Annotated in this window: 9 protein-coding genes; 5 read left to right on the top strand and 4 right to left on the bottom strand. The window is 41.4% G+C overall.

Features of this window, described 5'->3' with window-relative positions:
- Positions 1–644 (top strand): IS110 family transposase (locus ASJ81_RS03565; RefSeq protein ID WP_141241560.1); only part of this gene is annotated, 644 nt, incomplete at its 5' end.
- A 66-nt stretch (positions 645–710) separates the two neighbouring features.
- Here the strand turns inward: ASJ81_RS03565 and ASJ81_RS03560 are convergent.
- Positions 711–2717: a replication factor C large subunit gene (locus ASJ81_RS03560; RefSeq protein WP_095643278.1), complete on the bottom strand. Its 2007-nt coding sequence runs from the start codon at positions 2715–2717 to the stop codon at positions 711–713.
- A 619-nt stretch (positions 2718–3336) separates the two neighbouring features.
- On the opposite strand from ASJ81_RS03560, the gene mtxX reads away from it, so the two are divergent.
- From mtxX to mtrH, 3 genes are all read left to right on the top strand, one after another.
- Positions 3337–4194 carry a methanogenesis marker protein Mmp4/MtxX gene (mtxX, locus tag ASJ81_RS03555; protein ID WP_095643277.1) on the top strand — a complete coding sequence of 286 codons (858 nt, stop codon included), beginning with the start codon at positions 3337–3339 and terminating at the stop codon, positions 4192–4194.
- Positions 4191–4784 carry a tetrahydromethanopterin S-methyltransferase subunit A gene (locus ASJ81_RS03550; protein ID WP_095643276.1) on the top strand — a complete coding sequence of 198 codons (594 nt, stop codon included), beginning with the start codon at positions 4191–4193 and terminating at the stop codon, positions 4782–4784. Before mtxX ends, ASJ81_RS03550 begins: the two co-directional genes overlap by 4 nt.
- A 98-nt stretch (positions 4785–4882) precedes the next feature.
- Positions 4883–5815, top strand: coding sequence for a tetrahydromethanopterin S-methyltransferase subunit H (mtrH, locus tag ASJ81_RS03545; protein WP_095643275.1), 933 nt, complete (start codon positions 4883–4885; stop codon positions 5813–5815).
- Between the two features lie 387 nt (positions 5816–6202).
- On the opposite strand, the gene ASJ81_RS03540 is transcribed toward mtrH, so the two are convergent.
- Both ASJ81_RS03540 and ASJ81_RS03535 read right to left on the bottom strand, forming a co-directional pair.
- Positions 6203–6670: a flavodoxin domain-containing protein gene (locus ASJ81_RS03540; protein ID WP_095643274.1), complete on the bottom strand. Its 468-nt coding sequence runs from the start codon at positions 6668–6670 to the stop codon at positions 6203–6205.
- 221 nt (positions 6671–6891) lie between these two features.
- Entirely contained in the window at positions 6892–8676 is a 1785-nt protein-coding gene (locus ASJ81_RS03535) for a PAS domain-containing protein (protein ID WP_095643273.1), read from the bottom strand.
- A gap of 1475 nt (positions 8677–10151) precedes the next feature.
- Here ASJ81_RS03535 and ilvD point away from each other — a divergent pair.
- Positions 10152–11813 carry a dihydroxy-acid dehydratase gene (gene ilvD, locus ASJ81_RS03525; RefSeq protein WP_095643272.1) on the top strand — a complete coding sequence of 554 codons (1662 nt, stop codon included), beginning with the start codon at positions 10152–10154 and terminating at the stop codon, positions 11811–11813.
- A gap of 627 nt (positions 11814–12440) precedes the next feature.
- On the opposite strand, the gene ASJ81_RS03520 is transcribed toward ilvD, so the two are convergent.
- Positions 12441–13238 (bottom strand): helix-turn-helix transcriptional regulator, encoded by a 798-nt coding sequence (locus ASJ81_RS03520; RefSeq protein WP_095643271.1) that lies wholly within the window; start codon positions 13236–13238, stop codon positions 12441–12443.
- Positions 13239–13688: the final 450 nt, after the last annotated feature.

Genomic DNA, 13688 nt, shown 5'->3' with positions numbered 1-13688 from the left:
AAATTCTTGATCGAGAAATCTCTCAAAGTGCTGCATTCAGACTTCAGATCTGTCTGAAACTCATAAAGAGTATTGATGATGAGATCGAAGCTTTAGAGAAAGAAATTTTCAATTATGCTTATAAAAAGCATAAGCGAGAAATGGAGATTTTAATGTCAGTTCCAGGTATAGGAGAACTTGGTGCGGCAATTTTACTTGCTGAAATAGGCAATTTCAAGGATTTTTCTTCTGGAGATAAGCTTGCTTCCTGGCTTGGTCTGGTTCCTAATGTGTATCAATCTGCAGATAAATACCACAACGGAAGAATCACAAAGAGAGGATCAAAGGGAGCAAGATGGATTCTTACGCAGATTTCTCAAGCAGCGGCAAGAAAGAATAACAGTAAGTTAAAAGAGTTTTTTAACAGGAAAAAGAAGTCAATTGGGCATTCCAAGGCAATTATTGCCTTGGCAAGGAAAATTGCAACGATAATATGGCATCTTATCGTAAACGATGAGATATACGAAGATGGAACTGGATATCAAAAAGGAGAAATTCAAAAGAGGAAGATTGTTGAGACAGAAATATTCTCAGTTGATGAACGAATAAAAATAATTAGTGAAATATTTGCGATAATGGAAAAAGAAGGTGAAGAGAGCACGTGAGGAAGATATCCTCATGTACTTTCATGCTAAAATAAAGGAAATTAAAAAATAAACAAGACCAGAAAATTAGAAGTCGAAAAGTGTTTTTTGTATTTTCGGCTCGACTTTTTTAGGAACTTCGCTAGCTTTGACCTCAGGTTTTTCAGATATATTTGAAATATTTTTAATAAAGACATCGCAGTTTACAGATTCCTTTATAGATTCCCTGGACCTGGTTAATTCAGAAGAGATGATGTTTTCTATCGGTTCAGAGTTAGAAGAGACATCCTTCTCAAAGGATTCAGACAGGGATGAAGAATTCTCAATCTTAAGATTATCGTGTTCAGGTGAACTGGATGTAAGGCTATCAGATGTGAGCTCGATCCCGTCAATCCCTACCTGATGCTGCTTCGGTATAAGAATATCGGAAGTAAAACCATCATCAGATGTAGAAGTATCAGGTATCAGGGTAACAGGTTTAGGAATATCAGGTATCAGGGCAACAGGTTTAGGAATATCAGGTATCAGGGCAACAGGTTTAGGAATATCTGAAGTATTATTTTCCACAGAAGTGTTATTTTCCGAATTTGTAGTTTCCGGAGAAGTCTCAGGTGAAATATCAAAACCAAAAGTAAGGATCTTCTGCCCGCCATGGGAAGTCCTGGAGTCGGGAACGTCGAGATTCTCAGAATGTTTCTCAACTTTTTCCTTAGGAGCCTTAATCGAGAAGCCAGAACGATCCTCTATACTATTACCTGATGGAGCAGGAGCCCTGAAAAACTCAGTTCCATCGGGTTCTTCTTTTCCTTCAAGGAGAAGTTCCTGCGCCCTGTCATAGATTTTCTGCAGCTTTTTACTGGCTTTTGTGCTTCCCGAGAGATATATCAACTCTTCAAGTTCAAGCCCGAGACCTGCAGTAATTTCAATAGCAGACTCTTCATTCTTTAACATGCGAGAGTAAAGCTCCAGCAGGATATTTCTTGAATAACGTATGGATTCGAAGCTGTGTTTTCCAATTTTAGCAGCTATATTATCCCTGAGGTCTCGCTTTGAACGTGTCTGCCCCATTCTCTTCCAGAGAGAAGGCGACTGATACTTGATAAATCCGGGGTAGGGCCTTGTCTTTGAAACTGCAACTCCGCAGACCATCAACATGCTCGCGTACCTCCACATCCCATAGTTCTGGCGTTTTTTTACGCGCCCGAGGTAGAGATCAGCCCTGGAGAGATAACCAAAGCCGGTTTTGATATCCTCAAGATTTCCATCCTTGGAAGCATACTGAAAAGGTAGGTTTTCATCGATCCAGTGTACAAGGTCTTCAGGACTTTCATCAAGCCCGCGAGCAGCTTCAAGGGCTTTTTTACAGTCCGTGCTCTTAAAGATTCTCTGCATTGCCTTGAAGATGTTTTCCTTGACATCTCTGCCTGAAGTGATGATGTCTTCAACTTCCAGCGCTTTTCTTCCGGCAGCTGCAGCCTGAAGGTCGTTGATTGCACTTCTCAGATCGCCTTCCGCACTTTCGGCGATTTGCTGGACTGCATCCAGGCTGCATAAAATTCCCTCGCTCTCACAGACCTTCTTCAAAGCAGGAACCATAGAGCGGCTCTGTACGGATCCGAACTTTAGTTCCAGACAGAGATTTCGAATAGTAGGAGTCAATTCATAAATATCGTTTGCAATCAGCACTATGGGTTGAAGCGTGCTCTTTATAATTCCTGCAATAGCCCTCATTCCACCCCTGTCTGCAGTGCCGTGAAGATTGTCCGCTTCATCCAGGATAATCAGGCGTTTTCCTCCAAATAGGGTGTTCATTGAAGCTGCCGATCCTGCGATTTTTTCAATAACACCTGCAGTTCTCTGATCACTTGCATTGAGTTCGATGACTTCCCAGCCAAGATCGCGAGCAAGAGCGTGGGCAGTAGAGGTCTTCCCTACTCCTGCAGGTCCATGAAGGATCACTGCCCTTCTCTCTGGAATGCCTGAAAGCCACTTCTCAGCCCAGGTCCGCAAATCCTGCACCGCCTTCTTGTTCCCTACAATCTCCTTAAGGGTCTGTGGGCGGTATTTCTCAGCCCATTCAATTGCCAACGTCATCTTAAACCATACCAATAAAAAAGGAACTCATTCTTAACTCTATACATTTTAATCTTTTAACTATTCAAGAGTTTTTGTTCTTACAATCTTCTGCTGTTGATTTTTAAATGATAATTCTAAATTTACACTTAGATATAATTAAAGTCTTTTTGTTCTCATAAAAATAATACTTTCAATCGCCAGAACAACTTTGAGCAGAAAAACTGTACTCATATCTCCTTTCGTCCTGATAACCAGTAATCTCCTTGTTTTTAGCTCACCAGTACTTATAATCAACCATTAACACAAAAAACTCAATTTGACTACACTATTGGAATGAGTTGAAAATAAGTTACTTAGCCTACAAATCATCCCTCTTTATCGAACAAAGTTATCTGAAAGTTTTCTGTCCTCCCAAGACGGAACTCAGGTAATTCAGCCCTCTTGAGCGAACGAAGTGAGCGAAAAGGGCACCGTCCTCTCCCAAGACGGAACTCGGTAATTCAGCCCTCTTGAGCGAACGAAGTGAGCGAAAAGGGCACCGTCCTCCCGAGACGGGACTCGGGGGACAAAATTAATTAATGATCGTGTTTGTACTTCTTTGAACTACTTAAAATCTTACACAGCAGTCAGGATGGATATGGAAAAGAATAGCATGGATGCCCTCCTTGAGGCTATCGAAGTGAGAGCCAGGGCTAACAGAGCCAGAGTAGCTATGGGAATAAGGGATCCGAGTCCCAAACTGCTCGAAAGTGCCTGGAAAGCTCAGGAACTGGGATATGCACAGGTCGTCCTGGTGGGGATTAAGAAGGAAATTGATAAGATCGGTACAGAACTAGAAGTAGTGGACACAGATGAGCCCGAAAAAACTCTTGCCGAACTTATGGTTTCAGGAAAAGTCGATGCAGCAATAAGAGGCACTGCAAGAGCATCGGGAGCTCTGACCCATCTAAGAGAGGCTCTAGGAAAGAAAAGAATCTGCCGGCTTGCCCTGCTCCTCACGGTTGATGGGACGCCTTTTTTTCTCGCTCCTGTAGGAATCGACGAAGGAAACACTATTTCAGATAAACTCAGGATGATAACGCTCGGTGCCGAACATATAAAGAGATTCGGAATAGAACCAAAGGTTGGCGTGCTGTCGGGGGGCAGGATTGGAGACATAGGAAGGAACAAACATGTGGACAGGACTCTTGCAGATGGAGAATTCGTGACAAAGCGGGCTGTTGAACTAGGGATCAATGCTAAGCATTATACAATTCTTATTGAAGATGCCATAAAAGAGTCGAACTTTATAGTTGCCCCTGATGGAATTTCGGGAAACCTTATCTTCAGGACAATTGCTTTCCTGGGTGGAGGTGACGGGCTTGGAGCTCCAGTACTCATGGATGATTACGTTTTTGTAGATACGTCAAGGGTAGGTGGACATTTTACGAAAGCTATAATGCTTGCAAGTGCACTATCTCACCTGAACAAGGAAAGGCAAAAGGTGATTTATTGAAAACCATTGCGGATACATGGCCAATAGTAAAAGGCGACTACACGGTAGGAAATCCGAGATCCAGGATTGCAGTGGTAACGCTTGCGAGTCAGATAAATCCCTCACCTGAAGTGGCCCTATGGGGTAGCTCAAAAACTGAAAATCTAGGAGTCGAAAAAATAATCGTAAATACCATCTCAAACTCCAATATCAGGTACATTCTTATCTGTGGGATGGAATCCAGGGGTCACCTGGCAGGCAATTCCCTGCTCTCAATCCATACAAACGGGATTGACAAAAAGGGAAGAATTATTGGTTCTGAAGGAGCCATCCCTTTCATAGAAAACATATCCAGAGAGGCAGTCAAACGATTCCAGCAGCAGGTAGTGCTTCTTGACAGGATAGGACTGACAGACCTCACGGAGATAATGAAAATTGTGAGAAAATATAAGGACCGAGGGGAAGTTTACCCGGAGGAACCTCTTGTAGCCATTTCCCAGAAGAAAAGACAATCTACTTTCACGCTTCCACGTTCAGGTGATATAATAGTCTCCGAAGAGTTTGTTATGGACTCGGCTGCAGGAATTGTCTGCCCTACCAAGGATTTTTAATTTTCAATTAAGAGATCTACTTCGAATGTATATTATTCGAGCGTAAATTACCATGTTTTGAAACAAAATACTGGCCTGTAGATTTTGAGGGTATAAAAATGTTTAAGTTTCAGAAAGAACAGGAAATCGTTAACATCGCAGGAGTGAAGATAGGTGGACAGCCAGGAGAACTTCCGACCGTGCTTGCAGGGACTATCTTTTATGATAAGCATGAAATCGTGAAAGACGTTGCAAGAGGCCTGTTTGACCGGGCTGCTGCCGAAAAACTTATAAATCTGCAGGAAGCAAGTGCAGAAGAAACAGGAAACCCGCATATAATTCACATTTTCGGCACTACCCCTGAAAGCATTACCCGTTACATTGACTTTGTGGCCGAAATTTCAGAAGCTCCTTTTCTGATTGACTCCCCCGAAGGAAACGTGCGTTCCCATGCCGCAGAATATGTTAGCGAGATCGGACTTGCTGACAAAGCAATATATAATTCCATAAATATGAGTATAAATGGTTCTGAAATTGAAGCTCTTGCTCTATCCGATATTGACAGCTCGATTATCCTTGGCTTCAATGCAACGGACTCATCCTTGCAGGGAAGGATGGAGATGCTGGAAACTGGTGCAGGCTTGCTGGAAGAAGGATTACTTTCAATTGCGGATAGGTGCGGAATAATTAACAAGCTTATAGATCCGAGCATGACACCTATGGGAAACGGAGCAGGCGTAGCCCTGAGGATGACGATTACCGCAAAAGCAAAATGGGGGCACCCTACAGGCTCGGGAATCCATAACGCACCCTCGGCCTGGAACTGGCTGAATAAGAAAAAAGAGACAGACCCTGTCCTCTATAAAATCTGTGATGTCGGTTCAACCTGCTTGCAGCAGGCAGCAGCCGGAGATTTCATTCTTTATGGGCCTATCGAGTATGCACCCTATGTATTTCCTATGGCTGCCATGAGCGATATAATGATTTCCGAAGCTGTAGCCGACCTCGACATAGAACCTGCTTCCCGTCATCCTGTTAACCTGCTGGTATAATCCTCAAGTTCAGTCTCGGGAGGACGGCCCGAATTACACTTCGAGAGCATGTGACCCTTTTAGCTCGTTTCGTTTGCTCAAGAGAGTCGAGTTACCCGAGTTCCGTCTCGGGAGGATGGTACCCTTTTAGCTCGTTTAGTTCGCTCAAGAGGACAGATTTATGTAGGTTAGAGTAACTGATTTTCAACTAGTTCAGGAGTTGATTTTCCAAAATTTCAAAAGCGAAATAAGTTACTTTAAGATGCTAAAAAACAGGGGTATAATCTTTGGACATTTCCCGCACCTTCGGTGGTTTCTACAGATTAAGTTGACTTTCCGTCCAGTAATTTTGTGGTTACTGAACTTAAAGTAAGCTTAGTATGAGTTTTTATTCTTTCAAAACCAAGGTTAACTCGGTGTTCCCTGTGGTTGTGGAGTTTTGCTTTTGTGCTTTAGCTTTTCGGCAATGTCGACTCCAAGCCTTTTGCACTCCTGCAGGTCCTTGTCTGTGGGTTTGTGCAGTATCCTGAGTACGGGATCTATGACAATCATTCCCATATCTCGCATTTTTTCGGCTATTAGTATAGGTGCTTCTCCGCTCCATCCGTATGACCCGAAAGCAGCTCCTAATTTTCCTTTAGGATTTGTGGAAGCTAGAGTCTCATCCATGAATTTTTCCATGGGCTGAAGCATCCTGTAGTAAAAGGTCGATGAACCGACTGCAATTGCATCGGAGCCATTAAGATCCTCGAGTTTTACGTCATAAAAACTAATAGCTTTTGCGTCCACATGTTTCGACTCGATTCCGCTAGCTATTGCTTCTGCCATAGCTTTCGTATTCCCCGAAGTACTGAGATAGACTACTATCGCTTTCAATCTTATCCCCCACCCTGTGTAAGATTTATATTAACGCCAGTAACGGACTGACAAAAAGTGATTAAAACAGGTTTGCATATTTCCCAAAAGTCGAAAAATAGGCTAGACCCGAGGTCTTCTCACTTTTCAATCCTTAACTAATTATAAAACTTAATTTAAATAAGGGTTTCGTAAGGGTCAGGTTAACTTCAGTCAGGTTGATTTCACGTCTGAAAAGATGTTCATCCAAAATCTGCCACAATACGGACAGGAGCTATATAGTTAACTACCTGGAAGGCCACGCTCTCAAGAAAACTGCGTATATTCTGTGGAATTCTATCTGTAGTGTGAGAAGCAAAGTTAAGGCTACCTATGATTTCTCCTCTGTGCTTCATAGGAATCACGGCTACTGCAGTAATTTTTTCATTCCTGATTAAATCTGCCATTTTATCTGAAAAAAAATCCATCCTGTAGACTGGCTTCTCAGTCCAGATCTGCCGAGCTTCTGGAGAATCTGCCCTATATACCGAGACACTTTTCACGAATTCGGGAGAAAGTCCCCTGTGTGCGACCAGATTAATCTGATCCAAGAGTTCATCTTTCAAGTATATGCCTGCAGCATCGATCTCTTCTATCTTCAGGCAGGCATCAAGAATTTGAGTAAGCATGGTCTGAAGATTCCAGGTAGTACTGAGGGATACTCCCAGCTCCTTCTGGATTTCGAGCATTTTTTCAGCCTCTTTTCTCCCGGTGACATCTACGATTATTCCCTGAAAATGAGTGACTTTGCCTTTACGGTCTCGCTGGATAAATGTTCGGTCTTCGACCCAGCGTATACTGCCGTCTCCTGTAATAATTCTATATTCCATCTCGAAGGAATCGTATCCTTCTCTTACTGAGCGTGCCAGGCTTTCTACCACTGCTTGAATATCGTCTCTGTGGATTATATTCCCATAAAGTATTTTTCCGGAAAGAAAGTCTTCTACTGAGTACCCAAACTGCGTTACATTTTCAGAAATATAATATACAGGCCAATTTTCTAAATTTGCAGGAAAGTTTTCTACATTTTTCCTTAGAAAAGCTACTGCCGAACTTTTATTAATTATGCTTTGCAGCATTTTCTGCGTTTTTAACGATTTCCTCAGTGCTTTTTCAATTTTCTTTCTACGGGTTATATCCAGTACTATTCCCTGAAAGCAGACTACTTTCCCGTCCATATCTCTCTGGATAAAGGTTCTCTCGTTTACCCATAACATATCTCCGGTTTTTGTAAAAATTCTGTACTCAGAGTTGAAGCTTACCTCACCTTTCTGAATGCTCCTGTCAAGATTCTCTTCTACTCTTTTAAAGTCATCAGGGTGTATGATTTTCCCATACTGAATTTTCTGTGATAGGAAGTCATCAACCGTGTATCCAAACTGTACCACATTATCTGATACAAAGACAGCAGGCCAGTACTTCTCATTCTTCCATAGAAAGACCACTGCAGGACTATTATTAACTGCTGTAGTCAACACTTTCTGTATCTTAAGAGTTTCTTCCAGTTCTTCTTCGCCTTTTTTCCGCCTGGTGATATCAAGCACTACACCCTGGAAGTGCGTAGCCTCTCCGTCTGGTTTTCTCTGGATAAAAGTCCTTTCGTTTATCCATCGGATATCTCCTGCTTTTGTTATAATTCTGTACTCCATGCTGAACGCAGAAGCTCCACTTTTTGCTTTTCCCTCGAATTCTTCTTCAACCTCTTTGAGATCATCGGAGTATACTAGATCCTTATACATTATCCTGCCAGAAGTGAAATCTTCTGTCGTGTATCCGAATTTAGCCACGTTCTCGGAGACAAACTCTACGGGCCATTTATCTTCGTTCTTCCAGAGAAAGAGCACTATGTGACTGTTATTGATCATTGTTTTCAGAGTTTCTTCTTTTTCCAGAGCTGCATGAAGAGCTTCTCCTCTTACATTATTTTTACTGCCTGCAGTCTGGAAGTTATTTTTTAAAGTTTCATAGTCCTCCAACTCCTCATCCATCTATAAATCACCTTCACAGGATTCATTAATATCCCCATTTCCTGTACTTCCATGCTCCTGCTTTCCGTGTTCTTGCTTTATATCTATATTTTGTTTATATAATTACATTCCTATCAAATATCAATCTCTTTAGTTCCAGTGTTATTATTGTCTTGTTTTAGAAACGATAAAAACGATAAATATAAATAGTCAATTTTTAATCTCCCCGAGATTAGGCCTTATGTGTCGAGTTATGTGTAATCCCATTTAGAGAAAACTATATATATTAGATGTGCGGTAATAAGAATCCGTACTCCTGATTTACAGGTAGAAGTCTGCAGCTAGAGTAACTCTGGTGTTACATTCCATCATTACAACAACAGAGATATAATCTCTAAATCTGGATGTCTATCATGAACCCCATTATTAATCCGATATGTCAGAGTTAAATATCAAAAAGAGACTTTCATCGGCAAGCGTAAAGCTAAGGTGGATTTCTAGAAGAAGACACAGTAACCGAGTAAACCGGCAAATCTGGAGTACTAAAGAAAAATGGCAAAAAACCCAAAAATGGCAAAAATCTGAAACAACATAAGACCTCCATTAAAGATCTGCAGTAGGGTATGAGGGAGACCCCACTGCAGTTTCTTTATCTACTACTTATGTTGTAATCTGCTTTAAGGGTTCATTTTTCAGAATAAACTTCATTTCCAACCTCACCGTACTGACATGGAAAACTAAACTTCCGGATCCCAGCGCGCCATAAAACAACTTGTTTTACTCAAGAATTAATATTTCCGGTTTTGGAGAGAGGTTGGCAGTTCTGAAATCACAACTGGTAAGAGCCACTAAATAAGTACTCAAACGAAAGAATAGAAGAAATTGTGAACGGGTGTAACCTTCTCATGGTTAATTTTTGTAGTTTATTAGGGTGTGATCTTGTAGATGTGGTCCAGAGCAGGCCCGTTCACTATGCAATTGATACAAAAATCTGATTGGTTATATAAATATTTGGATTTTATTATATTGTCTTGCCTTTTTGTGAAAATTCTAGAAACTTTTATAGCTCAAATATAGACTTTTATCTAATCATAATATATACTATTTGAAATAGAGTTTTTTCTGTTAAACTCTTCGTTCAGATTTTCAGGTCATACAGGTTTTCAAGGTCATACAGGTTTTCAAGGTCATACAGGTTTTCAAGGTCATACAGGTTTTCAAGGTCATACAGGTTTTCAAGGTCATACAGGTTTTCAAGGTCATACAGGTTTTCAAGGTCATACAGGTTTTCAAGGTCATACTTTTACTTCAGCTGGATTGTAGTTAATTTCATTAATTGTCTTTTTCAGACAACCTTCCTGTACCTGTTCTCTAAATCTTCAGTACCTTCTTCCTTTTTTACAACCTATTTCTCCCCAATCTGTTTATACTATGAAGTTTTTTCCTATCTATACATTATACTTAATTTTCATCACGAGATTTTAAGGAGATTTGTAATGAGAAGCGATATTATTAAAGAAGGACCTGAACGTGCTCCTAACCGTTCACTTCTTAAAGCGACCGGAGTCACAGATTCCGAGATGAGGAAGCCATTCATCGCAGTCGTTAATTCCTGGAACGATATAATTCCTGGCCATATCCATCTAAATAAACTTGCTGAAGCTGTGAAAGCTGGAATTCGAAATGCCGGAGGAGTTCCTTTTGAGTTCCATACTATAGGGGTCTGCGATGGAATCGCAATGGGACATGAGGGTATGAAATATTCCCTTCCCAGTAGAGAAGTTATTGAGGACACGATAGAGCTTATGGTTAAAGCCCATCAGTTTGACGGAATTGTCCTTATTCCAACATGTGACAAAATCGTGCCAGGTCACCTTATGGCAGCAGGCAGACTTGACATTCCTGCAATTGTTGTAACCGGAGGGCCTATGCTTCCGGGCTATGTTGATGACAAATACACGGACCTTATCTCGGTTTTCGAAGGAGTAGGTGCTTATAGCGCAGGCAAACTTTCAGAACTTGATCTTAAAAGGCTTGAGAACCTTTCTTGTGGAGGAGCAGGGTCCTGTGCAGGAATGTTTACAGCAAATACTATGGCCTGTATAACTGAAGCACTTGGTCTGAGCCTTCCAGGCTGTGCAACTGCCCATGCAGTGGATGCAAAAAAGGTCCGTATTGCCAAGGAGTCAGGTGAGCGTATCGTCGAAATGATTAAAGAGAACCTGACCCCCAGAAAGATTGTCAGTATCAAATCCCTTGAGAATGCCATAATGGTAGACATGGCAGTTGGGGGAAGCACAAATACCACTCTACACCTTCCTGCCCTTGCCCATGAATTCGGGCTGAACCTCCCTCTTGAGAAATTTGACGAATTGAGCAGGACAACCCCTCATCTGATATCACTTCGTCCTGGCGGCCCTAATTTCATGCTACACTTTGATAGAGCAGGTGGAGTTCAGGCAGTCATGCAGAGACTTTCCTCCAAACTGCACCTGGATCAGCTTACAGTAAATGGTAAAACTATTGGAGAAAACCTGAACGAGTTCGAGATTGTTAACCCGAAGCTCAACAAAGAGATAATTGCGACTCTCGAAAAACCTATCCATGCCGAAGGAGGAATTGCAGTCCTTAAAGGCACCCTTGCTCCTGCTGGTTCGGTTGTGAAACAGGCAGCCGTTGATCCGAAAATGCGTATTTATACAGGTCCTGCCAAGGTTTATGACTGTGAAGAAGATGCTATGGAAAGTATCCTTGCAGGCAATGTAAAACCCGGAGATATTGTAGTTATCCGCTACGAAGGCCCAAAAGGAGGGCCTGGAATGAGGGAAATGCTTGCAGCCACAGCAGCAATCGGAGGCATGGGCCTGCTGGAATCTGTAGCTCTGATAACTGACGGGCGCTTTTCTGGAGGCACACGAGGGCCGTGTATAGGGCATGTATCTCCCGAAGCCAGTGAAGGAGGGCCAATTGCCCTGGTAAAAGATGGGGATATGATAGAGATTAATATTCCTGAGAGAATTCTGAACCTTAAAGTCTCAGAAGAAGAGCTTAAGCAAAGAAAAGCATCATTTGTACCTCCAAAAAAGGAAGTTACAGGTTACCTTGCAAGGTACCAGCGTTCTGTTCACTCTGCAAATACAGGCGGAATAGTTGACTGAGCTTCCGATAGTTATTTAAAAATTTTGTCTTGGGAAGAGCTCATCCTTCCTATTTTTTAATTTTCTCCAGCCTTAACCATTTTTGAAATTATAGAAATTCCACAAAAGTTGTAATAAATTCGGAAAATATGTTAAGCAAATTAAAGATTCGAGAGTCAACCCTCTTAGCTTAACTCATTGTCTTCGTTATGATTAAGCTGTCCTTATCGCGACCGTTGGGCCGCAACCGTTGGGCCGGTTGATCACGCCGTTACCAGGGGAAGAATTTCATGCATTATTTTCGCTCAAGCCTTTTTAAAAAAGGCTTGTGATCACGCCGTTACCAGGGGAAGAATTTCATGCATTATTTTCGCTCAAGCCTTTTTAAAAAAGGCTTGTGATCACGCCGTTACCAGGGGAAGAATTTCATGCATTATTTTCGCTCAAGCCTTTTTAAAAAAGGCTTGTGATCACGCCGTTACCAGGGGAAGAATTTCATGCACTATTTCCGCTCAAGCCTTTTAAAAAAGGCTTGTGATCACGCCGATAGGGTTTGGGATAAGGTTCTCAAATCCAGACGGTTCTCGGGTTTTCGATAAAATTTTTCTCAAAAGGTTTTCGCTCAAGCCTTTTTTGAAAAGGCTTGATTTACTCATGTGGTATTTGGGTAACCTGAGTAGAATGCTTGAGCAATTCATCAAAAAGCTCATTTCCAAACTTGAGAGCTGAAGGTTCGTAACTTATCAAGCTTTCCCTATCGAAATGCTTCTGGCTTTTGGGGAAGAGGGAAATCATGACGAACCTGTCAGTTACGATAAGATTTGCAATTTTGAGTTCTCCCGAGTAAAGGAAAAACTTCACGTTTTCAAAGGCCAGCATATTCTGAAAGTCCTCGAGGTAATCCTTAGAATAGTGCTCAAAAACAGGCCCGGACATAAGAAAAGAGAGTTTGATTCCGTTTCTGGTAAGTTCCTGGTATATGGAGATAAGCGAGGGATCAAAATAGGCTATACACTCAAGAATATAATTTGACTTAGAGAGGTTTTCGACTATCTCCGGATCAAGCTCGAACATCCTGTCCAGATCAGGCTGGATCAGTTTACACTTTTTGAGCTCTCCAAGACGCCTTCGGAAAAAAGGAGGAATTCCTTGAAGGTCTCTTTCAGCCCAGTAGTCAAAGTTGTCCTCAAAGACGTCAATTACGCTGACAAGAGGCTGCATCTTTTCAACAAGGACTTTTCCTATAAGCGAGAGGGTGTAGTTTTTGTCTTCCAGAACTACTAGGGATTTTTCTTTTAATTTTTTTATCTGAGGCAAAATGGCAGTGGACGTTACCTCAAGGGCTTTTTTGATTTCATCTATATTTTTCGGCCCGTCTTTCAGAAAGAGCAATAACTGCTTTCGCTTGTCGGAAAGAAAAATCAACTCTAGAAGTTCTAATTGCAACCCTTCAGTCTCCTATCGAATTTTATGTAACTAAAGAGATTAAAGCTGTCAAAGGTATATAAGTTACTATTGTTTCTGACTTTTTGTCTATAACCTATACCATAATTCAAAAATATTTCTCCAGATCTGGAACTATGGATAATCATGAGTTTCTTATCACTGGAAATAGTTCTAAAACTCGCATATGTTTTAAGTATGAAGCTTGCTTTGGGATGAACTCTTAGGTAATTCACCAGATAAACTATTATATTGTCGAAAGGAATGAGGAGTTTTTTCCATATCGTGTCTCGATATAGTGAATTGAGTAGAAAAAAGAGTAGTAAAAAATATCAATTTTAAAAAAGGAATGTAATAAAACAACTAGTGTCAAGTCAATCATCAAGGATTCAATGATCCCTAATAACTGCACTCGATTTTATACGACATTTCGTGTTTGCCTCGAAACTAGTA

It is taken from the genome of Methanosarcina spelaei (assembly GCF_002287235.1).
Classification (GTDB): Archaea; Halobacteriota; Methanosarcinia; order Methanosarcinales; family Methanosarcinaceae; genus Methanosarcina; species Methanosarcina spelaei.
The sequence above is the reverse complement of the archived record's forward strand: the minus strand, read 5'-3'. Positions and strand labels throughout refer to the sequence as shown.

What these genes read in the sequence shown, in the direction of transcription:
- ASJ81_RS03535 (WP_095643273.1), bottom strand. Translation starts at nt 8,676, where the DNA reads ATGGATGAGGAGTTGGAGGACTATGAAACTTTAAAAAATAACTTCCAG.
- ASJ81_RS03560 (WP_095643278.1), bottom strand. Translation starts at nt 2,717, where the DNA reads ATGACGTTGGCAATTGAATGGGCTGAGAAATACCGCCCACAGACCCTT.
- mtrH (WP_095643275.1), top strand. Translation starts at nt 4,883, where the DNA reads ATGTTTAAGTTTCAGAAAGAACAGGAAATCGTTAACATCGCAGGAGTG.
- ilvD (WP_095643272.1), top strand. Translation starts at nt 10,152, where the DNA reads ATGAGAAGCGATATTATTAAAGAAGGACCTGAACGTGCTCCTAACCGT.
- mtxX (WP_095643277.1), top strand. Translation starts at nt 3,337, where the DNA reads ATGGAAAAGAATAGCATGGATGCCCTCCTTGAGGCTATCGAAGTGAGA.